This is a genomic window from Winogradskyella pacifica, from assembly GCF_013403915.1.
Taxonomy (GTDB): domain Bacteria; phylum Bacteroidota; class Bacteroidia; order Flavobacteriales; family Flavobacteriaceae; genus Winogradskyella; species Winogradskyella pacifica.
Genome location: NZ_JABFDI010000003.1, coordinates 231999 through 258124 on the forward strand (window position 1 = coordinate 231999; position 26126 = coordinate 258124).

At 32.7% G+C, this 26126-nt stretch carries 25 protein-coding genes; 6 read left to right on the plus strand and 19 right to left on the minus strand.

Going from position 1 to position 26126, the window contains the following annotated elements:
* Window positions 1-96: 96 nt before the first annotated feature.
* Window positions 97-1161: a hypothetical protein gene (locus HM984_RS04405; protein ID WP_115809072.1), complete on the plus strand. Its 1065-nt coding sequence runs from the start codon at window positions 97-99 to the stop codon at window positions 1159-1161.
* Here HM984_RS04405 and HM984_RS04410 read toward each other — a convergent pair.
* The 6 genes from HM984_RS04410 to HM984_RS04435 form a co-directional block, all read right to left on the minus strand.
* Window positions 1158-1676: an IS1096 element passenger TnpR family protein gene (locus HM984_RS04410; protein WP_020894948.1), complete on the minus strand. Its 519-nt coding sequence runs from the start codon at window positions 1674-1676 to the stop codon at window positions 1158-1160. The genes HM984_RS04405 and HM984_RS04410 overlap by 4 nt on opposite strands.
* A 24-nt stretch (window positions 1677-1700) precedes the next feature.
* Entirely contained in the window at window positions 1701-2717 is a 1017-nt protein-coding gene (locus tag HM984_RS04415) for a COX15/CtaA family protein (protein ID WP_179348315.1), read from the minus strand.
* Between the two features lie 41 nt (window positions 2718-2758).
* Window positions 2759-3121 (minus strand): four helix bundle protein, encoded by a 363-nt coding sequence (locus HM984_RS04420; RefSeq protein ID WP_179348264.1) that lies wholly within the window; start codon window positions 3119-3121, stop codon window positions 2759-2761.
* Window positions 3122-3126: 5 nt separating this feature from the next.
* A complete protein-coding gene (locus HM984_RS04425; RefSeq protein ID WP_179348265.1) occupies window positions 3127-4563 on the minus strand; it encodes a CCA tRNA nucleotidyltransferase in 1437 nt (478 codons plus the stop codon).
* 173 nt (window positions 4564-4736) lie between these two features.
* Window positions 4737-5441 (minus strand): nucleotidyltransferase family protein, encoded by a 705-nt coding sequence (locus HM984_RS04430; protein WP_179348266.1) that lies wholly within the window; start codon window positions 5439-5441, stop codon window positions 4737-4739.
* Between the two features lie 3 nt (window positions 5442-5444).
* Complete coding sequence (locus HM984_RS04435; protein ID WP_179348267.1) at window positions 5445-6635, minus strand: UDP-N-acetylglucosamine 4,6-dehydratase; 1191 nt, start codon at window positions 6633-6635, stop codon at window positions 5445-5447.
* Window positions 6636-6861: 226 nt separating this feature from the next.
* Here HM984_RS04435 and HM984_RS04440 point away from each other — a divergent pair, with 226 nt between their 5' ends.
* Window positions 6862-7623 carry a lipopolysaccharide kinase InaA family protein gene (locus HM984_RS04440; RefSeq protein WP_179348268.1) on the plus strand — a complete coding sequence of 254 codons (762 nt, stop codon included), beginning with the start codon at window positions 6862-6864 and terminating at the stop codon, window positions 7621-7623.
* Here the strand turns inward: HM984_RS04440 and HM984_RS04445 are convergent.
* The 6 genes from HM984_RS04445 to HM984_RS04470 form a co-directional block, all read right to left on the minus strand.
* Window positions 7603-8382 (minus strand): glycosyltransferase family 2 protein, encoded by a 780-nt coding sequence (locus HM984_RS04445; protein ID WP_115809078.1) that lies wholly within the window; start codon window positions 8380-8382, stop codon window positions 7603-7605. The two genes, HM984_RS04440 and HM984_RS04445, sit on opposite strands and share 21 nt — an antisense overlap.
* 98 nt (window positions 8383-8480) lie before the next feature.
* Window positions 8481-9560 (minus strand): UDP-N-acetylglucosamine 2-epimerase, encoded by a 1080-nt coding sequence (locus tag HM984_RS04450; protein WP_179348269.1) that lies wholly within the window; start codon window positions 9558-9560, stop codon window positions 8481-8483.
* A gap of 29 nt (window positions 9561-9589) precedes the next feature.
* Window positions 9590-10531, minus strand: coding sequence for a stealth family protein (locus tag HM984_RS04455; protein WP_179348270.1), 942 nt, complete (start codon window positions 10529-10531; stop codon window positions 9590-9592).
* A gap of 49 nt (window positions 10532-10580) precedes the next feature.
* Complete coding sequence (locus HM984_RS04460) at window positions 10581-11495, minus strand: ATP-grasp fold amidoligase family protein (RefSeq protein ID WP_257018447.1); 915 nt, start codon at window positions 11493-11495, stop codon at window positions 10581-10583.
* Window positions 11496-11519: 24 nt separating this feature from the next.
* Complete coding sequence (locus HM984_RS04465; protein ID WP_179348271.1) at window positions 11520-12566, minus strand: sugar-transfer associated ATP-grasp domain-containing protein; 1047 nt, start codon at window positions 12564-12566, stop codon at window positions 11520-11522.
* 26 nt (window positions 12567-12592) lie between these two features.
* Window positions 12593-13408 carry a 2,3,4,5-tetrahydropyridine-2,6-dicarboxylate N-succinyltransferase gene (locus HM984_RS04470; protein ID WP_115809082.1) on the minus strand — a complete coding sequence of 272 codons (816 nt, stop codon included), beginning with the start codon at window positions 13406-13408 and terminating at the stop codon, window positions 12593-12595.
* Window positions 13409-13870: 462 nt separating this feature from the next.
* Between HM984_RS04470 and ruvX the strand changes: the two genes are divergently transcribed.
* From ruvX to mazG, 4 genes are all read left to right on the plus strand, one after another.
* On the plus strand, window positions 13871-14281 hold the full coding sequence (ruvX, locus tag HM984_RS04475; protein ID WP_115809083.1) for a Holliday junction resolvase RuvX: 411 nt from the start codon (window positions 13871-13873) through the stop codon (window positions 14279-14281).
* A 124-nt stretch (window positions 14282-14405) separates the two neighbouring features.
* Window positions 14406-14996: a peptide deformylase gene (gene def / locus HM984_RS04480; RefSeq protein WP_115809084.1), complete on the plus strand. Its 591-nt coding sequence runs from the start codon at window positions 14406-14408 to the stop codon at window positions 14994-14996.
* Window positions 14997-15006: 10 nt separating this feature from the next.
* Window positions 15007-15438 (plus strand): DUF5606 family protein, encoded by a 432-nt coding sequence (locus HM984_RS04485; RefSeq protein ID WP_115809085.1) that lies wholly within the window; start codon window positions 15007-15009, stop codon window positions 15436-15438.
* 2 nt (window positions 15439-15440) lie between these two features.
* Window positions 15441-16214 (plus strand): nucleoside triphosphate pyrophosphohydrolase, encoded by a 774-nt coding sequence (mazG, locus tag HM984_RS04490; protein WP_179348272.1) that lies wholly within the window; start codon window positions 15441-15443, stop codon window positions 16212-16214.
* A 485-nt stretch (window positions 16215-16699) separates the two neighbouring features.
* Here the strand turns inward: mazG and HM984_RS04495 are convergent, their stop codons facing one another.
* The 7 genes from HM984_RS04495 to HM984_RS04525 all read right to left on the minus strand — a co-directional run bounded on the left by HM984_RS04495 (window position 16700) and on the right by HM984_RS04525 (window position 26121).
* Window positions 16700-18724, minus strand: a complete 2025-nt coding sequence (locus HM984_RS04495) for a DUF349 domain-containing protein (protein WP_179348273.1) — start codon at window positions 18722-18724, stop codon at window positions 16700-16702.
* Between the two features lie 80 nt (window positions 18725-18804).
* The gene (locus tag HM984_RS04500; RefSeq protein ID WP_179348274.1) at window positions 18805-19566 is read right to left on the minus strand and encodes a shikimate dehydrogenase family protein; all 762 of its coding nucleotides are present in this window, start codon (window positions 19564-19566) and stop codon (window positions 18805-18807) included.
* Window positions 19535-20554 carry a DUF368 domain-containing protein gene (locus HM984_RS04505; RefSeq protein ID WP_115809089.1) on the minus strand — a complete coding sequence of 340 codons (1020 nt, stop codon included), beginning with the start codon at window positions 20552-20554 and terminating at the stop codon, window positions 19535-19537. The genes HM984_RS04500 and HM984_RS04505 overlap by 32 nt, the downstream gene beginning before the upstream one ends.
* A complete protein-coding gene (locus HM984_RS04510) occupies window positions 20554-21522 on the minus strand; it encodes a DUF368 domain-containing protein (protein WP_115809090.1) in 969 nt (322 codons plus the stop codon). Before HM984_RS04510 ends, HM984_RS04505 begins: the two co-directional genes overlap by 1 nt.
* 37 nt (window positions 21523-21559) lie before the next feature.
* Window positions 21560-22966: a tetratricopeptide repeat protein gene (locus HM984_RS04515; RefSeq protein ID WP_179348275.1), complete on the minus strand. Its 1407-nt coding sequence runs from the start codon at window positions 22964-22966 to the stop codon at window positions 21560-21562.
* A gap of 161 nt (window positions 22967-23127) precedes the next feature.
* Entirely contained in the window at window positions 23128-24303 is a 1176-nt protein-coding gene (locus HM984_RS04520) for an aspartate aminotransferase family protein (protein WP_179348276.1), read from the minus strand.
* Window positions 24304-26121 carry an OstA-like protein gene (locus tag HM984_RS04525; RefSeq protein WP_179348277.1) on the minus strand — a complete coding sequence of 606 codons (1818 nt, stop codon included), beginning with the start codon at window positions 26119-26121 and terminating at the stop codon, window positions 24304-24306.
* Between the last annotated feature and the right edge of the window lie 5 nt (window positions 26122-26126).

Consider the following 26126-nt stretch of genomic DNA (forward strand, 5'->3'; position numbering starts at 1 on the left):
TGATTGATTTAATTCGTTTCTAGATCTTTGAAAGATAATTTAATCAAATTTAAAAGTAACTTTTATTATTCATTTTAAAACCCTTAAATTTATCACATGAGTGAGGATTTAAAAATATCAAAACGAAAACCAACATACCCTGTTTCTGAAAAATTGGATACGTATTTATCTAAATATAGAAGAAATATAGATTTACCTATTTTCTATTCTGATTTATTACGCTTTCAAGGTTCTGTGGTTGTTTATGACAAAGATGATGTTGATACGCTTTGGGTACGTGTATACTACAATGGATTTGAACGCGAAGAAATTGATATTAGTTTAAAACAAGTATACTCAAATTTAATTTCAGATGGAGGTACTAGCATCTTAAAATACCTTAGTGTTGATGCCATTGATTTTTGCACATTCGGTAATTCTAAACCCTTCAGAATAAAAGTGAGGAACATTCTCAATGATAATTTCACATATTTTTACGTCAAAACAGCTGATGCCTCACGGGTTTATGGATTAGAACTTGAGCAAATGTTATCACCATATCAAATTAATTTTTTGGTTTGTAAGGATACGTTGATTGAAGAGCATATTGCAGGTATTCCGGGTGATGAGTTTATAAAGAATATGTTGCCCAATTGTAGTTCGTCTGAAAAAGCGCAAATAGCAAAAGAGTTTGTGAAGTTTAATGAACGTTGTTTAATACGACTTTTGGGAGACATGCGTTCTTATAATTATGTCATTGTTCCAACACACGATTTTGATCATGTCGTTTTTAAAATTAGAGCCATTGATTTTGATCAGCAATCGTATGAGGGTAATCTAAAGATTTATAGGCCTCAATTTTTTAAAGAGAATTTTAAAATGGTAGAATTGGTGCGTGAAAAAATTCAACACGAATCCATAGATCAGTATAAAATTGAGGAACGCTCTATAGTTGCCAAGCGAATGATTAGTTACCGCTCGCGATTAAAAGCATTATTAAATTGTATGGAAGCGGACGAAATATCTATTCCAAAACATATTGAAATACTAAAAGAAGATATTTACAACTACACCCTTGATATTAACTTTAAAAAAAGCAAAAACATGGGTGAAGTTTTAAAAAATGCACTTGATTTTGTAAAGCGCAACTATGAGGATGTTAATTTAAAGCGATTTAGTTAATTCCAATTTTCGTCAAAATCTAAATCACTGTAATCATCAATATCTAAGTCGTCTTCAAATTCATTATAGTCGTCATCATCTTCTTCAGCTTCAAACGTTTTTTCTGGAGCTTCATCAGGAATTTGACCATGAACAAACATTAGATTCGGGTAATCCGTACCTTCTGCTTCTTCGACGATTTCACCTAGTTCGACATAAAACGTCCACATATTCATAAAATCGTAAAGGTATATGAGACGTGTAGATGCTTCGTGAATAATAGAGTTGATAACCGTTTCGTTCATCATCTTTACTTCATTACCAGCTTCGCTCATGTCCATCATAGCGATTTCTTCACCTTGATTCCACTGCTCATCACTTACATAAAATGAAGCCATTTCCATACCATCAAACCCAAAAGATTGCGTAATGGTATTGTGTAAATCTTCCATAGTGTCATTTTCGCGTATTTCTATATCGCGGAACACATCATCTTCGGTATCGTTATCTAGGATAATTCTAAATCTATAAATCATGCTGCAAAGTTAAATCATTTTTAATTATTTCGTAAAGCGATGTAAGGTAAATGTCATAGCACTTAACAAAATAAATGCACCTACTTGATGCAGTACACCTAACCATACCGGAACTGCTAGTAACAACGTAAAAACTCCTAATAAAAATTGAACACCTACCATTACTAATAGTAAGTTAATCCCTTTCTTCTGAAAACCGGTAAGTGTCATTTTATTAGCTTTGTACCAAATGGCGAGTATAAAAATCACCACGACATAAGCCAAAGTTCTATGCACAAATTGAACACCACTTTTACCTTCTAAAAAGTTGAGGTAAGTTGGGGTGTGTTCAATATAAACGGTTTCGTGAATCCATTTGCCTTCACTCATTAATGGCCAATGGTTATGAATCCATCCAGCATCTAAACCAGCTACAAAAGCACCATATATAATTTGAAGAATAAGAACGGCTAAACCAATTCTAATAAAATTTCTAAATTTTTTATCAATGACTTTTTTCTCAGGAAACATTAAATCTAAAGCCACCCAAAACGTATAAGCAAACGTTAAGAATGCGGTGGTTAAATGTGCTGCTAATCTAAAATGACTCACATTAGGCTCATCTACTAAACCAGATTTTACCATATACCAGCCCAAAAAGCCTTGAAAACCTCCTAAAAGAAGTAGCACAATTGATTTTTTTATAATAGATGCCGAAAGGCGTTTTTTGATTAAAAAGTAGATGAAAGGAATTATAAAAACTAAGCCTATAAATCTCCCAATAACTCTATGAATCCATTCCCAAAAATAAATATCTTTAAACTCTTCTAAACCAAAGTGATTATGTAGTTTTTGATATTCAGGGTATTGTTTATAAAGTTCGAAAGCTTCATTCCACTCTACCTCATTCATTGGTGGAATGGTTCCTGAAATTAACTTGTAATTTGAAATAGATAAACCTGAATGTGTCAGTCTGGTGATACCGCCAACAATAACCATTATAAAAATTAAAGCACAACCTGTCAATAACCAATATATAACTGCTTTATTTTCTTTTTTTATTTTCAAAGTTTCAAAGTTTTAATGTTTCAAAGTTTCAAAGTTTAGGCTTTGATTTTTCTGATGAAACTGGTTAACATTCTTTCAATCTCTCTTGTATCGGTATATAGTTTGTTAAAACTAACCTCATTTAAAAATTTCAAATTATAAGAAATCTCTAATTGCGTCTGTAGTTCAAATAATGAGCTTAGCGCAATATTTAGAAATCTTAAGTAATCTTTTTTTCCATCTCTTCCATAGGCTTCAGCGATATTACTTGGTATTGAAGTTGCTGATCTTTTGATTTGAGATGTTAAAGCGTACAATTCATCAGGAGGAAAAACTTTAACTTCAGTATAAATTTCCGTTACCAAAGCCATTGACTTTTGCCAAACTAAAAGTTGACGATAAGTGTGGTCGTTTTTCATCTTTGTTACTTTGAATCTTTGCTGCTTTTTAACTCAGCTCGCAATCCTAATGCCTTTCCCTTTTCTAACATCAACTCAAAAGCCGCTTCATAGTCATTTGGAATCTCTCCTTCTAAAATGGCTTCTTTTATCGCCTCTTTTATGATTCCGATTTCTCTTGAAGGCTTTAAATTAAAGGTTTCCATGATTTCTTCTCCAGAAACTGGTGGTTGAAAATTACGAACTTGGTCGCGTTCTTCAACTTCAACAATTTTAGCTCTTACCTTCTGAAAGTTATTATGATATTTTTTGAATTTTTTTGGATTCTTTGTAGTGATATCAGCTTCACATAGCGTCATTAAATCTTCAACATTATCTCCTGCATCAAACACCAAACGTCTTACTGCGGCATCTGTTACTTCGGTAGCTAGTACTATTGGTCGCGAACTCATAAAAACCATTTTCTGAACAAATTTCATTTTGTCATTCAAAGGCATTTTTAAACGTTTGAAAAGTTTATAGACCATTTTAGATCCTACAAATTCGTGAGCATGGAACGTCCAACCGATTTTTTTATGAAATTTTTTCGTTGGCGCTTTTCCTATATCGTGTAATAATGCAGACCAACGCAACCAAAGATTATCAGTGGTTTTAGCAATATTATCAACGACTTCTAGGGTGTGATAAAAATTATCTTTATGCCGCTGGCCTTCAATTTCATCAATACCTTTTAAGGCTGTTAATTCTGGTAAAATATAATCTAATAATCCTGTTTTTTCTAAATGGATAAATCCGATAGAAGGTGTTTTACTCTCTAGAATTTTGTTAAGTTCAACGACAATACGCTCTTTAGTAATAATGGTTATACGCTCTTTATTATCGGTAATAGCTTTAAGAGATGCTTCTTCAATTTTAAAATTTAGCTGTGTTGCAAAACGAATCGCTCGCATCATGCGTAACGGATCATCACTATAGGTAATATTCGGATCTAAAGGAGTACGAATAATCTCTTGGTCTAAATCACTAAGGCCATTAAAGGGATCTAGAAGCTCACCGAAATTGCCTTCATTCAAACTTAAAGCTAGAGCGTTAATGGTAAAATCGCGACGGTTTTGGTCATCTTCTAAAGTGCCGTTTTCAACCACCGGATTTCTACTGTCTTCATTATAGCTTTCCTTACGCGCACCAACAAATTCAATTTCAATATCCTCGTATTGTAACATGGCTGTTCCGTAAGTTTTAAAAACTTGAACTTTTGGTTGATTCGGTAAGTTTTTAGCGACTTGTTTTGCTAATTCAATACCACTTCCAACAGCAACCACATCAATATCTTTAGCATTTCCACGTTCTAAAAAATAGTCGCGTACAAAGCCTCCAATAACGTAACTTTCTACCTGCAATTCTTCTGCAGATTGAGTGATATATTTAAAAATAGGGTGTTTTAATCCTTGTTTGTGATTCATAAGATAATTGAAACTACAGGTGCTCAATAAATGAATTAAAAAGTAACTGTATTTTTAGCTGTGCAAAGATACGACACGTGACTAATCTTTTAAAATGAATACTGCCCTTTTTGGGGTACACAAATTAATTTAAGATTTAGCGATGAAATAGGGGAGTGGAAAAAAACAATGCACTAAAACTTTAAATGTTTAATATCTTGTTGTGCTTTTTCAAAATCTTCAGGTTTTCCGATGTCTAACCAATAATTTAAAATCGGGTAATTGACAATTTTTTTATTCTTAGCCAATAAGATTTCAATTAAATCTGTAGCATCAAAAAAGTGGTTTTCCGGAATAAACTCGAAACACTCTTTTTTAAACATATAAATACCAGCGTTTGAATAATAGGTGTAAGATGGTTTTTCCTTTAAATCGGTAACAAAATCAGCTTTGGTTTCAACGACTCCATGTGGAATATTAACTTTATAAGGTATGGTTGCAATTAATGCATCTCCTTTTTTTGAAAGAAAATTATTGAAAACCGCTTCGAAATTGACGTTAGTGAGTAAATCTGCATTCATCACTAATATATAATCATTTGTAAAATGTTCTATAAGTTTTAAAGCACCAATAGTCCCTAAAGACTTTGATTCTTTTATGAAATTAAAATGAATTTTATGTTTATTGTTTTCTTTAAAATAAGTGATGATCTGCTCACTTAAATAATTGACAGCGATGTTTATGTTCTTAATTCCGGAAGATGCAAGGTGATCTGTGTTATATTCAATTATGGGTTTATCGCCTATTTTTAAAAGCGGTTTTGGAGTGTTTAGGGTGAGTGGCATTAAACGTTCCCCTTTACCACCAGCCATGATTACAACATCAATTTTGTTATGCATCAGTTACATTTTATGATCTAAATACTTACCTGTTTCCTTATGGTTAAAGTTCGGTAATATTTTATAAAATAATTGGGTTAAATCTTCTTTTGTCCAAGATTGTTTTATCTGTAGTTCTTTTATGCCATTTAAAAATGTATCGAGTTCTTTACTGTTATCGCTTACAAGTTTGTTTTCGATTATACCAATGGCATTAAAACGTTCTACGTCTATGGTATCTTTTTCTGTAAAGAATTCTTCAAAATCCTTTTCGCCTGTAGTATCACTTTTTGTCAATAAATAAGGCCATTGTCCTATTTGAGGTAAGGATTTGGAGAGTAACCTTGCTTCATTTTCATTGTGGCATAAATAAGGGTCGTAACCAAGTGCCTTAATGTATTTTATAGCAATATCAGCGAAGCTAATTGAGTGTAAGTGTTCGTTAAGTTGTGGGAAAAATATTTCATTATTCTCGCCAAAAACACACGACATTAAACAAAGTTCACCAGATTCTTTTGGTGTGATAAAGTATCGTTTTATATCGTTTGGAGCTACAATAGGCTGTTGTTTTTTAATCCGTTGCTCAAAGCTATATAATAAAGACCCATCGGAACATGCCACATTTGCAAAACGCGCAGTAGAAATAATGATGTCTTTGCTTTTTTGCATTAGAAAAAGTTCCATAATGCGTTTTGACGCTCCCATCATATTTACAGGATTTGTAGCTTTATCTGTGGAGACACAGAAATATTTTTTTACGCCGTGAGCAATGGATTGTTCAATGGTTTTTTTAGTATTCAAGATATTAACATCAATCATGCGCATTAAAGTAAAAGCATCTTCTTCGCTTCGCACATGTTTTAATGCAGAAAGGTTTAATACATAATCATAATTACCGTCTGAAGCAATAAACGCATCATATGCCATAGAGCCAATATCTAAAGCGAAGGTTTTAAAATCACCATCAATATAACCATAAGAACTTCGGATATCCCTTACCAATTCAACCAAATTATTTTCACTAATATCTACGATGTGAAGTTTCTTCGGTTGACGGTTAAAAATTTCTTTAGTAATGGCTTGGCCAATTGTGCCTGCTCCACCAAGGACTAGGAATTTAGAGGAGGAAATAATGTTTTTTAATGCGTCAGTGTGCATCTCTACATCATGTGCAAATAATTCGTTCTTTCTACCGATAAGATCTAACAACTGCATTTAAAGTATTATTTATTGTAAATTTAAGATAATGATTTTATAATTTTAGGGAATAATATTAGGAGTTATTAAAACGCCTAGTTTTAAAGTAAAAATAGCGATTTCGATTTAACTTGTAAATACAGAATAGAATATAAAAATATGATTATTTTTGTCAATTAAAGTGACTTATAATAACACGTAAAACAAGTGATTAAACGGTTTAACTATCGTTGATTATACCTTTGTGAATAGAACAAAAAACATACACGATAGTTTTAAGCAACATGAAGCGTTTTTAGACGATATCATTACTAATTATGATATTAAAGGCGAAGATTATGGCAATCAAAAAAGAAATTCTTTAAAGCTTTTTAAACTCGAAGACAAAACACTCAACGTAAAGTCTTTTAGAATACCAAATGTCGTTAATCAGGTTGCTTATCGATTTTTACGAAAAAGTAAAGCGCAACGCTCTTTTGAATATGCAAAAGAACTTCAGAAATTGGATGTAGGAACTCCACAGCCTGTTGGGTATTATGAATACAAATCGCTCTTTCTGTTTAATAAGAGTTACTATATTTCAGAGCAATTAGAATGTGATTTAACCTACCGAGAGCTTCTTACAGATTTTAATTATCCCAATTACGAAGCTATATTACGAGCATTTACAAGGTTTACATTTCAGCTACATGAAAAAGGAATTATGTTTCTAGATCATTCTCCAGGTAATACCTTGATTACCGTTGATAATGATTCGTATGAGTTTTATCTTGTAGATTTAAACCGAATGAAATTTTTACCAATGGATTTTAGTGCGAGAATGAAAAATTTCGCAAGACTATCTAAGTACAAAAATATGGTGGAAATTATGAGTGATGAATATGCCAAATGTTATGGAAAACCATATGATGTTGTATTTCATGCAATGTGGGAAGAAGTACAAGAGTTTAGATCAAAAATAAGACGTAAAAAGAAGATGAAGAAGCTACTTAAGTTTTGGAAATAGATGTTGTTTTTCTTTTTTAAGTTCTCTTAATTTTGCATATTTTAAAAAGGTAAGATGACCAGTTTGATAGCAGATCATAAAACCATTAAATCCATCTAAAAACCCGAAGCGTAACACATACGCCTTAAAAAATGCCCAACTAGGATTCCATATTAATTTATAGAAAGGCGCTGTTTTACCAAGCTCGAAATAGGCATTTGCAGAAATGGATGAAAAGGACTCCATCTTTAAATTAAATTCAGAATATGATTGGTAGGTAAGATGTAGTATATCTCCTTTAAGGTGTCCCGTTTTTCCCAAGGACTGAATAACAATCCTGTCATGTGGATTTATACCTTTCCATTGCGCTTTTCGTTTATCAAAAACGCGTAATTTTTTGTTAGGATACCAATCAGAATGTTTAATCCATTGTCCACAAAAATTATTAAAACGGTTGGCATAGTAACCGTCAAATATCCAATTCGATTTGAGGTCAATTATAGATTTTTGTAGTGTTTCAGACAAGGATTCGTCACCATCTAATGATACTATATGGTCGTAACTAGCTTGTGATAATGCAAAATTCTTTTGTTCTATATAACCTAAAAATTCTTGTTCAATAAACACAACATTATATTTGGTGCAGATGGCTTTCGTTTTGTCTGTTGAAAACGAATCAACAACTACAATTTCATCTGCAACATTTATAAGAGACTTGAGGCACTCTTCAATATACCGATCTTCGTTAAATGTTATAATGACAGCAGATAGTTTTATCATGGGTATTTTTTATTGCGTGTAAAATTAATGATTTTTATGGTTATGAAGTTGATGGTTTCATATTGTAAAAGGTTTCTCGTTTTTTTTATTATAATGCATTATTGTTTAATTGTATATGGCTTAGAATAACTCTTTAATGTAAAATAGCCCAGGCGTTTTCTAATTTTATACTTACGAATTAAATTGAGTGGTTTGTTTTTTAAATGACTTTTATCTTCGTGTAGAAAAGATATACAAGTTTCAACAACGCGTTTGCTAGATTGGCCATCAAAATACGGGTGTAATTGATTAATAAATGTATTAATATTTGTAATCAACTCTTCAGGATAATTTAGAGCTTCATCAAAAGCGCTTTCTATAGCATTTGCAGTTTCAATATTTATTAAATAGTCATGATTAAATGTATGTCTATAAGTCACTACAGGTTTTAGTTGAATTAAAAATTCTTGAATAGCAGACGTCGTATCTGCAAACATAATATCGGCTTTTTTTAACAGAGGAGCTAAATCGGTAGTGTTATAATAGGTGAAGTGATTACCGTTTAAATTTTCCCATTTACCTTTTATATCATTAGGCAACTTAGGGTGAAGTACCATGAGAAAATTATATTTTCCTGAGGTAGCTAATTGTCGAATGGTTTTAAAAACATCATCATGAAGTGCCAAACTCAATCGTTTGCTAAATGTAGAAGCAATCATTATCGTTGGCAAGCTGTTTTTTTCTTTTTCAACAATAGGGAACAAAGGGTCTACCTTACTCCAACCTGTTTCTTTCACTTCGAAATATTGGTATTTTTTTTGTAGTAATTTAAAAACAGAAGTAGTTGACGGTCCTTGCGTACAGTATAAATCGAAAAAACCACGTAATCTAAAATGGGCAAATTTATTATTTCCCTCTGGTCGTTTTTGAGCATTAAAGCCATGAAAAATTTGCACTTTCAAACCCGAAATAAAATCAGGAACATCATTGGTTGCCGCCAGTACAATATCAGGCTCATAATTTACGACACTTTTAATAGTATCTAAGACATTGTTTTTTCCTTGTAATGCCGTTTTACCATCGTCAAGGTCGCTAAACCACATCACGCTATCTCCTCTGCTTAAAATTTCTTTTTCCAAAGGAGTCCCTATAGGTAAAGCATAACTATAAGATATATATATTAAAAATTTATAATGCATTCTACTTTTATCTTTAATGCCGTAAGTGTTTAGCGCATACGCTTTTCTAACCAACCTAAAATATAATCTAAAATGTGTGGAGGACTACGATCTAAACTTTGAAGTCCTAAGAATAATTTCCCTTTAGACTTTACATTCAATTTGAATCGGTACCAATACAACGGTTTTTTATACGATCTAAAATACATGAGTTGTAAATCACTTTGGAAGTGACAGGTCTTATTTTTTATTTCTAAATGATTTGCTAAGCCTTGAGGTGTAAACTGAGTTGTTTTTCTAAAACGATGTTTAATGTTTTCTATAAGGACGTCCTCGTTGGCATTAAAATAGGTTTCAAATGTCGATTTTCTTAATGGATGCGGAGTGTGCTTAAAGTTATAATACTTGTTAAAGCCCGCTAATTTAGCTGCGTTTTGTTGAATAGATTTATGTCCAACTCTAGTTTTTTTAAATTTTTTATAAAAAATATCGTTGTCAAACTTTAGCCATTTCCCTCTTAAAATAGGAAGGCCGTTTTTAAAGAAATCAGTTGGTTTAGTCTCATTTATTAAAAAGAAGTCATCATTCATATAAATAAAGTGCTCTGCCAAATCTGGAATTCTGTACAAACAGGTTTCAATTGGTCTGCAATTAAAAGTAGGTAGGTATTCTTCATAACCTTTAAAGACGACCTTGTGATCTACTATAGAAACTTTTTTATAAATCTCATTATTATTGTTTTTTAAAAAATCTGGTGCTTGATTATCTGTTATAATATGAATATTTCTAATATATGGCGCATACTTTAAAATAGAATCAATGGTGAACTTAATTTCATTGACGTGGTCATAACGTGTTCTAAATTTTTCAGAATTAATTTTAGTTTTATCTTCTAAAAAAGGTAGCATTTTAGCTTTATGGTGCTCGTCATTACCATCTACCCAAAGAATTACAGCATCAATAGCATGTTGGTCTACTTTTTTATTCGTCATAATTTAAGTTCGAAGGTGCTAATTATTAGCTCTAAATATCTAAACGAAGTTAATCTATTTTAGTAATAGCTTGTTGTCCATCTTCTAATTTAGGGAGTATAATGTAATCTCCTATAATTTTATTGTATTCCTCTGGAATAAAATCTTTTCTTCCATCAGACGGATAAAACGTCATTTCTCCAAAAATGGTTTTGCCTTCTATAGAATAAAAATCAACACGAACAAAGGGGAAATTTGCTGCTAAAATTTCAGCAAATTTTATCATTTCTTCTAAATTGCTAGGTTTTTTTATATCCGAAGAAATACTCTTTTCAAGAGAAACATACCTATATGGTAAGGGTTTAAAATCGAAATCATAAAAGCCTCTTTTATGATTGTCAGCTCTATCTAAGTGTACTTCTAAAAACTTAGCCGTTCCGCTAAAACAATAAAATTTATAATCGATAAGCGAATTCTCTTCATCGTTTTTTAAAAATTTCTCAACGATTAATCTTGGCTGCACATCTTTATAAGCCCATTCTTGCCCAATTCGGTAATATTGATTTTTATTCAGCCATTTACGAAATGACTTAAGTGCTTTTTCCTTATTTAGATTTGTTTTGTCTGTAACAATTAAATTATGACTGCTGGTATGTGTGGCTTTTACCACAAATTTAGCTGGAAACTCATCAAAAGGAATGTCTTCTGGTTTATCATAAACACCGTAAATATCGTTTAGATATTGAGCTCCAATTTTTTCTTCAACATATGCTCTTACAGCATATTTATCAACTAATTGAGTTAGGATTTTTGGGTGATAAAACACCTTCATCCATTGCAATTTTGCATTAAATTCAATAGGGTTTTCTAAATCTAATTTTTTACCAGTATAAAATTCATAAGATATAGGTGTGTAAATTTTGGGCGGTAAAGAACGCATTTTTCGCAAGTGCCTTAAGAAGAATCGACGTATTTTACTTGGCATTATAGTGATGATTAAATGTTAAAATTAAGATTCTTGTCTTTGTTTCCAAAGGTTAGACCAATTTAAATCCTTAAAACATGGTCCTGTAGTGGCTTCACTTAGTTTTATTCCATTATTAATTCCGTTGACCTCTATAACTTGAACTTTTTCTAAATTATCTACCGTTAAATCCCAACCCAAACATCCCATAAAAGGAATGACACGATGCATCTCTATAGCCTTATCGACACATTTACTGAAATGAGGAATCGTTTTTTGATGGAATGAAACATTGCTATCTGGATGTTTATCTACTTGAAGCCAATTCATATAACCTACTGAATGAAATTCACCAGTATTAATATCTATCGGAATACTTATAGCAGAGTTAGACATGATATGGGTATCTTTAGTACGACCAAATCTAATATAAGATGCTCTTGCAGAAATATTTCCTAGCTCGTCTGACACAGTTGTAATTCTAATTGTAGCCACAGAGTTATCTGCAAATTCAGAAAAGAAAGGATGCTGTTGTATAAATTTTTGAAAAACACCATTCCCACACTTGTTTGAAGTATAGATGGAAGGATCAAAATTATTCTTGTTAAGAATATAAACCCCTTTACCGCGTTTAGAATTCTCTTTTTTAAAAACTATTTTATCTTGCTTTTCAAAAAGGTAATCTTTAACGGCCATTGGGTCGATAATTTTACTATCTGGACTACAAAATTTACCATTAATAAAATAGGTGACGTCTAATGATTCCATGCTAGGAAGTAGAAATGGAGTTATAAAGTTTCTGTCTGCAACTTTTCCGTAATCTCCATTTAACTTTGGTACGACTTCTTTAGCATAATAATTGTCCGGAATCCATCCGTCTTCAAAACGATTCTGAATAGCAGAATACACATATAACCATGGAGCATAGGCTTTATTTCCTAATACTTCTGTTGCATATTCATCTGATAGTTTTCGGAATTTTGGACTAACCTTACCGTTATAGCTTTCAATTATTTTGAGCGCCTTTAATGCACGACCGTTTGATCTTTTAAGTTTAAAATGCCAATATATATCATGCTTAAGTTGCTCCATATCTAATTCAAATTGTAAATTAATTTTTAAACCGCTACATCATACTCACGTAATGCATCGTTTAAAGATGTTTTCTTATTTGTACTTTCTTTACGCTTTCCAATAATTAAAGCACAAGGTACTTGAAATTCGCCAGCAGCAAACTTTTTAGTATAACTTCCAGGAATAACTACAGAACGCGCAGGTACAACACCTTTAGTTTCTACAGGTTCGTCTCCAGTAACGTCAATGATTTTTGTACTCATGGTTAAAACAACATTTGCACCTAAAACAGCTTCTTTTTCTACACGTACACCTTCAACAACTATACAACGACTGCCAATAAAAGCACCATCTTCAATAATAACAGGAGCGGCTTGTAACGGCTCTAAAACTCCACCGATACCTACGCCACCAGAAAGGTGAACGTTTTTACCTATTTGTGCACAACTACCAACAGTTGCCCATGTGTCTACCATTGTACCTTCATCTACATAAGCACCAATATTTACATAACTTGGCATTAAAATAGTGCCAGCAGAAATATAAGCTCCGTGTCTTGCTACCGCATTCGGGACAACTCTAATTCCTTTAGACGCATAACCTCGTTTTAGTGGAATTTTATCATGATATTCAAAAATACCAACTTCAAAAGTTTCCATTTTCTGAATCGGAAAATATAAAACAACTGCTTTTTTTACCCATTCGTTTACTTGCCATCCATCAGCTGTTGGTTCCGCTACACGTAACGTTCCGGCATCAACAAGATCTATAACGCCTCTAATTGCATCGATAGTGACTTGGTTAGTTAATAAGGAACGGTCGTCCCATGCATTTTCTATTACAGATTGTAGTTGTTTCATGTGTTTGTTTTTATAGTTTTTAATATATGACAGCTGCTGTTAGCTATTAATCATTCTTTTAAATGATAATGCTTTTAACATGGTCATTTTATCTTTTTAATCAAATTTAGACATCAAAGATACTTTTATAATAACTGAAGCTAAAATACTTTTCAAAAAAAGTGACCTTTTAATTAAGTTGTGTCTTAATAATAATTAAAGCTTTGATATCACTCATAGATATCTTAGAATTTAATTAATAGCTAATTTCGAAAACTCCTCTCCCCACATATTGAGGAGTTTTCTTTTTTTTTAGTTCTGATAAAATGTGACCAACAAAATATAGTTGTGTCTTAAGTATAATTATCACAGTGATTTATTTTTTAGAGGGAATATGTCATATGATTAGTTTGGGTTAAATTGATTTTTTTAAAAACGCTTCTTTTATTAAGAAGCGTTTTTTATTATATTATCTTTGTGGTTATGGGACGAATTTTAGCCATTGATTACGGCACAAAACGAACAGGACTAGCGGTTACTGACGAAATGCAAATTATTGCATCAGGACTTACAACTGTTAATACAAAGCAATTACTTGAGTATTTAACAACATATATTTCAACCGAAAATGTTGAAAAATTTGTAGTTGGCTTACCAAAGCAGATGGATAATACAGCATCTGAAAGTGAAGTTTATATTCAAAAATTCTTGAAGGAATTAACAAAAGCAATTCCGCAAATTCCTGTAGATCGTGTAGACGAACGTTTTACTTCTAAAATGGCGTTTCAAACGATGATTGATAGTGGGCTGAAGAAAAAGCAACGTCAAAATAAGGCTTTAGTTGATGAAATTAGTGCAACTCTTATTCTACAGAGCTATCTTTCTAGTCTTTAGTGTCTCTCAAAAAAATTGAAACTAAAATGTGTCTGCCTGATAGATTTAGTTTTTGTATTTAGTTTTTGAAATTTGAAATATTATAATAGAATTTGGTACTTTTGCACCCGAAAATAAATGAATTATGATTTTACCTATCGTAGCCTATGGAGATGCTGTATTGAAGAAGGAGGCCAAGGAAATAGACAAAGATTACCCAAAATTAAAAGAGCTTATCGATAATATGTACGAAACCATGTATGGTGCGTACGGTGTTGGTTTGGCAGCTCCTCAAATTGGTTTGGCAATTCGGTTGTTTTTAGTGGATACAAGTCCTTTTGCAGACGATGAAGATCTTTCTGAAAAAGAGAGTGAACAAATGAAAGACTTCAAGAAAACATTCATTAATGCTCGTATTTTAGAAGAGGAAGGTGATGAATGGGCTTTTAATGAAGGTTGTTTAAGTATTCCAGATGTTAGAGAAGACGTTTTTAGAAAACCAAAGATTAAAATTCAATATCAAGATGAAAATTTTGATACACATGTTGAAGAATACGATGGCTTAATAGCTAGAGTAATTCAACATGAATACGATCATATTGAAGGCATTTTATTTACAGATAAACTATCATCTTTTAAAAAGCGTCTTATTAAAGGACGACTGACAAATATTTCAAAAGGCAAAATAAAAATAGATTACAGAATGCGATTTCCTGCAATGAGCAAGAAACGTTAATATAAGATATATGAGCTTAGATAAAATTTTATCCATTTCTGGAAAACCAGGTTTATTTCAAATTGTAAAGCAAACAAGAACAGGTGCTGTTGTAGAGTCGTTAATCGACCAAAAACGTATCACGGTTGGTGCACACAGTAACATTAGTATTCTTAGTGAAATTGCTATTTATACCTTAGCCGAAGAAGTACCATTAAGAGATGTACTTAAAAAGGTAATGGAAAAAGAAGGAGGACAACCAACTTCGATTAGTCATAAAGACAGTAAAGATGTTTTAGAAGAGTTTTTCTTCGAAGTTTTACCAGATTATGATGAAGATCGTGTGTATCCTTCAGATATAAAGAAAGTTGTACAATGGTATAATTTACTTCAAAAAAACAATCTTTTAGCGTCACTTGAAGAGTCTAAAGATGACAAAAAAACTTCTGAGGAAGAAGAATAAAAATGTCTGATAAAGCAGCCCAATTAAAAGCCTTTGAGCGTTTGTTAACTATTATGGATGAGTTGCGAGAGCAATGTCCATGGGATAAAAAACAGACGATGGAATCCTTACGTCATCTCACCATTGAAGAAGTTTACGAACTTGGAGATGCTATTCTCGATAATGATTTAGACGAGGTTAAAAAGGAATTGGGAGATGTTTTGCTTCACATTGTGTTCTATTCTAAAATAGGAAGTGAAACCAATGATTTTGATATTGCAGATGTGTGTAACAGTATTTGTGATAAACTTATAAGCCGTCATCCTCATATCTATGGGGATGTCGTAGTTAAAGATGAAGAAGACGTAAAGCGCAATTGGGAACAACTTAAACTTAAAGAGGGTAAAAGTAGTGTGCTCGAAGGAGTGCCAAAAAGTTTACCTGCTGTTGTAAAAGCTAGTCGCATACAAGAAAAAGTAGCTGGTGTTGGATTTGATTGGGAACACCCAGAACAAGTTTTTGAGAAAGTAGAGGAGGAGATTGCCGAATTAAAAGTTGAAATTGCAAAAGGAGATCAAGATGCTATAGAAAGCGAATTTGGGGATGTCATGTTCTCTATGATTAATTATGCGCGTTTCCTTAAAGTAAATCCTGAAAATGCCTTAGAACGCACTAATAAAAAATTCATAAAACGTTTTCAATATTTAGAATCTAAAGCTAAAGATTTAGATAAATCTTTAAAAGACATGACACTTTCTGAAATGGATATCTTTTGGGAAGAGGCAAAATTACTGTAATGCTATGGCATTCCTGCAAAGGCAGGAATCCACTTTGAATGATGCTTTTAATTTTGTAATAAATTAAAAAAAATAAAAAGCTAAATATCAGAATTGTCTGTCAAAACTTGACACGAAAACTATAAGGAATTATTTCTGCTTAAAAATGAATTGCCTTTATTAAAGTGTCAACTCCCTTCTAAAGACGACACTGAAAACAAGCTATTTGTTAAAGTTTTCTAAAATTTATAATCCAAACATCCAAAAGTGCTTTCTGTGCGTAAATACTGTATATAAAAACAAAAGCGTTTTTATAATCTTAGTAGGAAATCTTAATTATTATTTTAAGCGGTTGTAATTAAGGTTAATTTAGTTTAGTTAGGGCAAAACCCACTTGTAAAGCACAAGTGGGTTTTGATATTTTAGAGATTGAATAAAAAAAATAGTATTTACAAGAATTAAGAAATTCACGCAAATACTATTTTAATAGATTTTCTTAGTTTTATTTAGCTATACATACCACGTACCTTAGTCAACTTAGATTTCCAAGTGTCTAATTCTTTTTTGTGGTTGGCAATATTCTTATGTACATCTTTTACCAATGGATTATCTGATTTTACATTAGAGAAAAACTGTAAGTTATTTTCTAATTGATTAATTTCAGATTTAATTTCAGTAATTCTTTTTCGGATAAAGTTTTGCTCATTATCTAGTAATCGCGTGTCATCAGAATCGGCTAAGTTTTCGAGTTTGCTCTCAAACTTAATCATTTCTAATTTCGATTTATCCATTTTAAGCTTATCGAATTTATCATCAATCGCTTTGTAGAATTTACCATCGATATAACGTTTGTTTTGCGGTACATATCCAATGGTTTTCCACTCGGCAATTTTGTCTTGTAGTATTTTAATATCTGCTTTAGGATCTTCAGTAAGCTCAAGTGTTTTTAACTCGTCAAGAAGCTTTACTTTCTTATCAAAAGCATCATAAAGGTGCTGGTCTTGGGCTTTGCGCTCTGTATGCATTTTGTCAAAATAGTGATTACAAGCGGCTTTAAATTGCTTCCAGATTTTATCGCTATCGCGTCTTGGAACATGACCAATTTTTTTCCATTCATTCTGAATTTTCTTCATCAATGGAGTTACCGTTGCAAAGTCTTCACTGTCTTTATTGTCTTCTGCAATTTGAATTAAATCCTTTTTCTTTTTAAGATTATCGTATTGATCTTTCTTTAAATCTTTGTAAAAACTGTTTTTACCACGATTAAAAGTTCTAACTGCTCCTTTAAATTTTGCCCAAGTACTTTCATTAACTTTTAAAGGCACTTTACCTGCCTTAAAAAAGGCATCTCTTAAAACTTCAATGTCTTTAATTTTTTTCTGCCATGCGCTATGTGAGTTGCCTTTGTCTTCTGCAACAGCCACTATTTGTGCAATGATTTCTTCCTTACGCTCAAGGTTTTTTTCGTGAGCCTTATCCATATCAGCATAGTAAGATTGACGCTTATCATGGATTGCTTTTGTAGCATTGCTAAAACGTTCCCAAATGGCTTCTCTGTGCTCTTTACCAACAGGTCCAAGTTCTTCTTTCCAAAGTTTATGTAATACTTGTAGCTCTCTAAAAGAACGGTTTGTATTTTCATCTTCTGCTAACTCTTCTGCACGTTCTATGATTTTTAATTTCTGATCATAGTTATGCTTAAAGTCCATATCTCTCAAATCATTATTGAGATGTAAAAAGTCATAGAAACGCTCTACATGATGATGGTAAGTATTCCAAGCATTATTGTATTTATCTCTTGGAATTGGTCCTGCATTACGCCATTTTTCCTGAAGCTCTTTGAAGGTTTTATAGGTTGTACCCATATTTTCTTCAACACTTAATAAACCTTTGATATCTTCAATTATTTCTAATCTAGTGTCAAGATTTTGCTTAAGGTTTTGCTCACGTTCTTTATAATAAGCATTTATCGTTTGCTTGTATTCTTTATAATGTGTGTTGAATTGTTTTTTGGTGTCATTGGTATAATAGAAATCTATTTCGTTACCACCATCTTCAATAAATTCTTCCTTTTTTTCATCTAGAAGTTCACTGTATTTCGCATTGAATTCGCCTTTAATCTCATTAACATGTTTAGAGATGGTCTGAATTTTATGAGTTTTCAAGAGTCTACCGATTTCAGCAGTTAACTCATCCATAGTCATGGCATGATAATCTTTTTCTTCTACCTCATGACGTTCAGCATTAGATTCATCTTCAGCATCTTCAGCGTTTGAAGCTTCAATTTCGTCAACAAGTTCATCTTTAGGTGCTTTAGTTGTAGGAGTGTCCTCAACGTCATCGTCTTCAGATTTTACGTTGTCTACAGCTTCAGTTTCAACCGTTTTAATTTCAGAACCTTTTTCAAGATCATTATTTACTTCAGTATCAACGGCATTCGTTTCAATTTCAGTTGGTTGTGTTGGAGTAGTTTCTGTTGATTCTACTTCTTTTTTTCCATCTGCATCTTGCAGGTTATCATTCTCAGACATATGTCAAATATATTTTTATAGATGTTAAAGATACTAACAAGTGGTTTAACTACAAAGGAAATGCGTGTAGAGCTTGTATTTTAGGATTTATTCCAGATCTCCCAAGATTTTTTAGCCTGTAAACTTAACATTTCTAGGCCGTTAATGGTCGTTGCTCCCTTAAGTTGCCCACAGTGTAAGAATTTAGTTTGCTCAGGATTGTAGATAAGATCATATAAAATATGCTCTTTTGTGATGGCATCATACGGAATATCTGGACATGCGTTAACTTTTGGAAACGTGCCAATTGGGGTGCAATTGATAATAATGGTATAATCCGAAATAATTTTTTCTGATAAGTCGGAGTACAAAAAGGTAACGTTTTCTTTTTGGGATCGTGAGACAAAATCATACTTAATTTTTAGCTTCTTTAGCGCATAAGCAATAGCTTTAGAAGCCCCTCCTGTACCCAGAATTAAAGCTTTTTTGTGATGTGATTTTAAATGTGGTTTTATGGAGTTTTTAAAACCATAAAAATCGGTATTATAACCTACGAGCTTTTTCTTTTTTGTAATCCGAATGGTGTTTACAGCTCCAATGTCTCTTGCTTTTTTGTTGAGTTTGTCTAGTAAAGGGATAACTTGTTCCTTATAAGGAATAGTGACGTTAAGACCTTTTAAGTTTGATGTCTTTTTTATGATTTCTGAAAGCTCGTCTATAGATTGTAAATCGAAATTTACATAGGAATTCGGTAGGTTTTCAGAGTCGAATTTATCTTTAAAATACCCTCTAGAAAAAGAATATGAGATATCTTTTCCTACGAGTCCGAATTTAAGCTTTGATTTGTCTTGTGCGTTTTCCATACCATTCTAATCCTAAAACTATAAGGATTCCAAGGGCAATATAAACAATTGCGATGTAAGTTTGGGTGCTCAATTCTGGTAAATACCGTTGGTAATTGGTAATGATTTGTTTTCCAGTGGAATCTAAAGTCGCTACACCTTCTACATTCGTTTTGTATATCGTTTCTTTCCAAGGCCATACAACCCCTAATGAACCGATGATAAAGCCCATGATGGTCGCAAGCGTTATAAATTTATAGTTTTTTAGAATATAACTTAGCATATGAGAAAACGTCACTAAGCCTGTTACTGAGCCCAAGGTAAACACCGCTAAGACTTTTAGCATGCGTATGCGATATGCGTTATTGATAAAATCAAAATTACCACTAAAAATATCGAACATAGTATCGTAAAGTGCATTTACAGAATCGACCAATAATAATACATAATTACCCAGAAGAATAAGTATAAATGAGCCAGAAAAGCCAGGCAAGGTCATACCTGAGACACTAATTATACCACAGAAGAAAACAAAAAAGAGGTTGTCATTTTCCGTTGCAGGATCTAAAAAGCTAACACTGATTCCTGCTATTGCACCAAGAACTAAAGCTAATAACGTAGTTCTGTTCCATTCTTTAAAATCTTTAGAAATATAATAGATGGATCCTAAAATCATTCCAAAAAAGGTACTCCATACATAGAGTTCATAATGCACAATGAGATAATCTAGTAATTTAGAAACACTAAAGTAACTCACTATCATACCCAAAAAAAGTAAGCTTAAAAATTTGCCGTTTATATAACGATAGAAGCTTTTAAAACGTGCATTAATTAAAAGCTTAAAAGCTGTTTTATTAACGCGTTGTAGTGAGTAGATGAATTCTTCATAAAAACCAGCAACAAAGGCAACAACTCCACCAGATACGCCAGGAACTTTATTAGCAGCTCCCATGGCTAAACCTTTAATGACCAAAAATAAACGATCGATTAGGGTTCTGGTACTTTGCATTACACCTTATTTTTTTGTTTTCCTAAGCCTTCTAATATAAGAATGACTGCAAACCCGATAACAATAAAAACAATTGCCATAACTAATTCATTATCTCCAATATAGGTTGTTGGTGAAATACTTCGATCTAATAGCGTCACCACTTCTCCTTCAGAATTTATACGCGTTTTTATAATCTCTTTCCATGGCCAAATTTTATTTAGAGAGCCAATCATAAACCCGGTTAAGATGGCTAGTGTAAGATTCTTATGATGTTTAAACATCCAATTTAAAGCTTTTGAGAATACTTTAAGGCCAATGATAGCACCCACAGCAAGCAATACAAATTTTAAAAAGGCATCTTTAAAGAGTTCCATGTTGCCGGTAAGTAAACCATCTCTTAAGTTATTAATGGTATCAATTGCGGTTTGATATGCCCCTAGAATTAATAAAATGAATGCACCAGAAACTCCAGGTAGTATCATAGCAATAATAGCAATGAAACCACAAAATAATAAATAATATGGACTATCGGGGGAGGCAAAAGGTTCCGCTAAGGTGATATAAAACGATATAATTGTAGTTATAATTATTGCAATAACCAATTTTACAGACCAACCTTTAATTTGTTTAGCGATGTACAAAATACTAGCTAATACAAGTCCAAAAAAGAACGACCAAAGTAAAATAGGTTCGTTGTGTAATAGCCATTTTATGATTTTAGCTAAGGATAAGATACTGATGGCTATACCAGAAAAAAGCGCTAATAGAAAGTTGCCATTAAAGGAGTTCCAAGCGGCTTTAAAACCATCTTGTTTCCACACTTTAATAACACTGAGGTTAACCTTATCAATGCTTTCAATAAGTTCTTCGTAAATACCAGATATAAAAGCAATGGTTCCACCAGAAACACCAGGAACAACATCTGCTGCTCCCATTGCAATGCCTTTAAAAATAATCACTAAATAATCTATAAATCGTCTTTGCATTCTTTGATAAAATAAGAATGCTAAGGTATGATTTTTTTTAGTTTGATGTCTTTTTAGCTTCTGAAATTATAGCTTTAATCAAGGGCTTGTCTGTAAGTTGTGGAAATAATTCTGAAATAATAAAGTTGTAATCAATATTAAGTCGGGTTCCATTTTTAAGGTGAAAACGGCCTTCTTCAGGCTGATGAACTGTGAAATACAAACCTGCTAATCGGTATTCTACTTCGGCATTTTCCGGATAAAATTCTGAAGCCTGAAGTAAATTGAATATAGCTGCATCGTGGTCTCCTAATGTTATAAGCACATCAGTTCTGTTTAACCACGTATCCAATTCAAAATTACCTAATTCTAAGCTTTGTTTGTAGCCACGCTCTGCTTCTTCAAGGAAATTTAAACGTTTATTTACAGCCGCATATAACTTCCAATAGGTGGCATTGTCACCATCTATAATAACCGCTTTATTAATATAGTATAATGCCTTTTGGTAATTAAGACGTTTCATGTAGAACTTGGTAATTCCAATCCAAGCTTTGTCTAACAAAGCATCTTCATCTATTGCTTTTTTGAAGAACTGAACAGCTAAATCTTCCTCATCGAGTTTAGCATAGCACTGACCAATACGCAAAAGCGCAAAAGAGGTTGGGTCGTCTAAAGCCAAGGTGATTTTGTAATTTTCAATCGCCTCTTCATACTGTTTTAATTTCTCTAATACTTTTCCTTTTTCAAGATAAGCGCCTACAAAGGTATCATCCGAAATTATGGCAAAATCTAAAGCAGCATTTGCTTTTGTGTAATCTTTAATTGTAAAGTATTGGCGACCTAGTTGATGCCAGCCAACCTCACAATACGGATTGGTATTTAGAAATATGTTTAAATAGTCAATAGCTTCTGTATGTTGATTTAAAAAATCATAACAATACACAATATTATGAAGCGCAGAATAATCTGAAATATCGCTTTCTAAGCATTTTTTAAAATATATAATAGCACTTTCAAATTGATCTAAAAACAAATACTCCATGCCTACCAAAGCATATAAATCGCCATCATCTTCTGGTGTATTAGATAAATCTATGGCAATTAATAAAGTATCTATAGCTTGTTGATGTTTATCTTGCTTAGATAATACATTTGCTTTTTGAATAAAGATTTCTTCGTTTCTAGGTTCTATATTATGAAGTCTATCTAAAAGATTATTGGCCTCTTTAAACTTGTTTTCAATAACTAAAATTTCAACTTGAAATAATCTTAGATTAATCGAAGAAGGGTGTTGTTCTAAGCCTAATTTAATGGCACGTTTAGATAGCGCAATCTTACCATTCTCTAAATAGTGGTGAATAATGTTTTCAAAATCGTTTGAATCAAAGAACAAAATATTGTTGGTCTTTAACATCGATTCAAATCGAGTAATTGGAAAGTTTTCGTCCTCTTGACTGTAATGCATAAATGATTTAATATTTCGCTGAAATAAAATTACAGCTATCCTTTAGGATACATCGTTTTTAATGGTAATGTTCTTAACAAAATAATTAACATTCAAACCCTTGTTTACGTAGTGGGTCTTAGATGCTTGATGTTAAGTGTGTTGGTGGGGTAGTGGTAGGGCTAAATTTCGTCTAGTATTGACGTTATTAAACGACATCCTTCTATTATTTCATCATTAGAAATGGTCATTGGAGGTGTAATTCGGATGGCTTTGGGTTCAAAAAGTAACCAAAACAAGATTAATCCTTGGTCTTGAGCTCGTAAAATTAGGGTACTTGTGAGTTCTGCACTTTCAGTAAAAGCGGCTAACATTAATCCGCGACCTCTAATCTCTTTGATGTGTTTATGCTGAAGATGTTTCCTAATTAATTGTTCCTTTTCTAAGGCTTCAGACATCAGATTTGACTCTGTAATTTCTTTTAAAGTAGCTAAAGCTGCAGCAGCGATTACAGGGTTCCCTCCAAAGGTTGTGATGTGTCCTAATTTTGGATTATCGCTTAAGCAATCCATCATTTGTTTAGAAGCTGTAAACGCTCCGATAGGTAAACCGCCTCCTAAACCTTTGCCTGTAACCACGATATCTGGTTGGCAATTATAGTTTTCGAATCCGAATAATTTTCCTGTTCGTCCTATTCCTGGTTGGATTTCATCTAAAATAAACACAGCTCCAACCGCATTACAGCGTTGTTGTACTTTAGTTAAATAGTTGTTGATTGGTTCAATAAATCCGGCTCCTCCTTGAATAGTTTCGAGAATAACAGCAGCTGTTTTTTCGGTTATTTGATTTAAATCGTCTTCAGAATTAAATTCAATGTGTTTTATATCTGGAATTAAAGGTAAAAAGGGCTGCTTGCGTTCTTCATAATCCATAAGACTTAATGAGCCCATCGTATTACCGTGATACGCGTTTTTTGCAGCAATAATTTCTGAGCGCCCTGTAAAACGTCTTGCTAATTTAAGGCTGCCTTCAATTGCTTCTGTTCCTGAATTGACTAAGTACGTTGATTCTAAGGGTTTTGGTAAATGTTTGGCTATTAACTTCGTTAATTCTAATGCTGGTTTTTGAATGTACTCTCCATACACCATAACATGAAGATATTTGTCTAACTGCTCCTTAACTGCATTTACAACTTTAGGATGCGAATGTCCTAAGCTACATGCTGAAACTCCTGCAACAAAATCGAGATAAGCTTTGCCTTTAGTATCGTAAATATAAGATCCTTTGGCATGACTTATTTCCATTGCCAAAGGGTGAGGAGTAGTTTGAGCCTGGTATTTTAAAAATGCGTCTTTCAATTATTCACCTTCTTTTTTAATAATCGTTTTTAAAGGTTTTGTCTTTGTAGAATCTGCTTTTTTGGTCGTAGATTCTAAAGGTTTTACCGCTGTTTTCTTAGGAAGGTTTCGGGCTGCTTTATTCTCTTTTTCTGGAGTTGCTTTTCCGGCGTCTTCTATACGTTGTGTAATTGCATCACCGATAAATGCTTCTGGTGGAACGTAGTCGTCTAAACCTTTAATTATTGGTAAGTCTAAAGGAGGATCGTCTTTGAATAAATCTTCAACAGATAGTGGTTGTTCTTCACCACGCCAATCGAAGTCTCTTAATTTTCTACCGCTTTTTGGAAAGTCAGATTCAGGAAAAATATTACCATCAATTTGGTTGATAAATCGGACTTCATCAATAGCCTGATCAATAATTTTAACATTAATACTTCCAGATTTTGACTTTTGAATACCTATCAATTCGCCATCATCATTTCTTAAATAACGAATGGTTTCAGCATTTTTAATGATGTCTACATTATAAAGTTCGTTGTCTCTAAATAATCCAATCAGCCGTTGTCCTTTTATTTGGTTAAAAGCATCTTCACTTATTGTATCCTTACTAATTAAAAAGGCGTTTTCAAATACTTTTAGAGAATCTAATTGTTCTGTTTTTGGATTAGAAATTAAGTGAATGGTATCTCCGGTCATTTGGTTGCCTATATTCCAAAGTACGGGTTTTCGTTTGGTAGCAAAAGCATCTGTAGAACTAAATCTATTGAGGTTAATCATTTGGGTAAGCCCTTCTTTATGATTAACGTGAATAGAATCGGATTTACCTGCCATATCACTTTTATATAATCGGGCATTATTATAAGCGCGCGTAATACGATTTTCGGGTTTACCAGTAACCATTAATGTATCTGCATGGATGTAAACAGAATCTTTTTCTTGAACCGTTATAGCCAAAGCACGTTTCGTAATATACATGGAGTCTTGTGCGCGCCAAACTTCTGCGTAATGACCTTTTACGATGCTTTTGTTTAAGGTGTCTGTAACCGTTATATTATTGGTCGCCGAAGCGAAACTATTATTTCTATCAAAATATAAACTATCTCCTTCTACAGTGCGGTTGTCGTAATCGATTTTGGCGTTACGTTGAAAATGTCCGGTATTGTTGTTAGTGTCATAAAAGCCACGTTCGCTATATATTTTACTAGTTTCTCCAACGATTGTTGAAGGTCCGAAAAGATAAGCATGACCATTTTCTGTAAAGAAATCGAGACGTTCGGTGTTTAGGGTGTAATCAGGATTTACGAGAACGACATCTTGAATAAATTGGTATTTACTAGCATTCATATAATACCTACCGATTTGACTTGTAATTGTTCCTGAAGTATCTCTAACAACAGTGCCTCTTGCATTGTAATAGGCTTCTTGCTTTATTCTGTCAAAATAAAGTGTATCGGTTTTTAATATAGATTGTGGTTCTGTTAAAACAACATCTCCTCTGGCAATAGCTAATTGCGATTTACCGCTATATTCTAAATATTTAGCCACCATATTTATGGAGTCACCTTGCTTCATTACAACGTTGCTAAAGGCTTCAATGAAATCTTGATCTTCGTAATAAATAGCTTTATCGCAAAAAAGATCTGCTCCTTTGTGAATAAAATGGACTTGCTGTGACTTGTTTCTTAGAAATACGATTGCTCCATCTTTAACGTCTGGTGACGTTGAAGTTCTACCAGAGTATTTGACAGTGATTTTTTGCTTTTCTTGTCCAAAGCTAAAAAAGACAGACAGGAGGCAAATGATAAATAGAAGCTGTTTAAATCGTTTCAAAGACATATATT

Coding starts and splice junctions, on each gene's coding strand:
- HM984_RS04405 (WP_115809072.1), top strand. CDS start 97: ATGAGTGAGGATTTAAAAATATCAAAACGAAAACCAACATACCCTGTT.
- HM984_RS04410 (WP_020894948.1), bottom strand. CDS start 1,676: ATGATTTATAGATTTAGAATTATCCTAGATAACGATACCGAAGATGAT.
- HM984_RS04420 (WP_179348264.1), bottom strand. CDS start 3,121: ATGAAAAACGACCACACTTATCGTCAACTTTTAGTTTGGCAAAAGTCA.
- HM984_RS04425 (WP_179348265.1), bottom strand. CDS start 4,563: ATGAATCACAAACAAGGATTAAAACACCCTATTTTTAAATATATCACT.
- HM984_RS04430 (WP_179348266.1), bottom strand. CDS start 5,441: ATGCATAACAAAATTGATGTTGTAATCATGGCTGGTGGTAAAGGGGAA.
- HM984_RS04435 (WP_179348267.1), bottom strand. CDS start 6,635: ATGCAGTTGTTAGATCTTATCGGTAGAAAGAACGAATTATTTGCACAT.
- HM984_RS04445 (WP_115809078.1), bottom strand. CDS start 8,382: ATGATAAAACTATCTGCTGTCATTATAACATTTAACGAAGATCGGTAT.
- HM984_RS04450 (WP_179348269.1), bottom strand. CDS start 9,560: ATGCATTATAAATTTTTAATATATATATCTTATAGTTATGCTTTACCT.
- HM984_RS04455 (WP_179348270.1), bottom strand. CDS start 10,531: ATGACGAATAAAAAAGTAGACCAACATGCTATTGATGCTGTAATTCTT.
- HM984_RS04460 (WP_257018447.1), bottom strand. CDS start 11,495: ATGCCAAGTAAAATACGTCGATTCTTCTTAAGGCACTTGCGAAAAATG.
- HM984_RS04465 (WP_179348271.1), bottom strand. CDS start 12,566: ATGGAGCAACTTAAGCATGATATATATTGGCATTTTAAACTTAAAAGA.
- HM984_RS04470 (WP_115809082.1), bottom strand. CDS start 13,408: ATGAAACAACTACAATCTGTAATAGAAAATGCATGGGACGACCGTTCC.
- ruvX (WP_115809083.1), top strand. CDS start 13,871: ATGGGACGAATTTTAGCCATTGATTACGGCACAAAACGAACAGGACTA.
- def (WP_115809084.1), top strand. CDS start 14,406: ATGATTTTACCTATCGTAGCCTATGGAGATGCTGTATTGAAGAAGGAG.
- HM984_RS04485 (WP_115809085.1), top strand. CDS start 15,007: ATGAGCTTAGATAAAATTTTATCCATTTCTGGAAAACCAGGTTTATTT.
- mazG (WP_179348272.1), top strand. CDS start 15,441: ATGTCTGATAAAGCAGCCCAATTAAAAGCCTTTGAGCGTTTGTTAACT.
- HM984_RS04495 (WP_179348273.1), bottom strand. CDS start 18,724: ATGTCTGAGAATGATAACCTGCAAGATGCAGATGGAAAAAAAGAAGTA.
- HM984_RS04500 (WP_179348274.1), bottom strand. CDS start 19,566: ATGGAAAACGCACAAGACAAATCAAAGCTTAAATTCGGACTCGTAGGA.
- HM984_RS04505 (WP_115809089.1), bottom strand. CDS start 20,554: ATGCAAAGTACCAGAACCCTAATCGATCGTTTATTTTTGGTCATTAAA.
- HM984_RS04510 (WP_115809090.1), bottom strand. CDS start 21,522: ATGCAAAGACGATTTATAGATTATTTAGTGATTATTTTTAAAGGCATT.
- HM984_RS04515 (WP_179348275.1), bottom strand. CDS start 22,966: ATGCATTACAGTCAAGAGGACGAAAACTTTCCAATTACTCGATTTGAA.
- HM984_RS04525 (WP_179348277.1), bottom strand. CDS start 26,121: ATGTCTTTGAAACGATTTAAACAGCTTCTATTTATCATTTGCCTCCTG.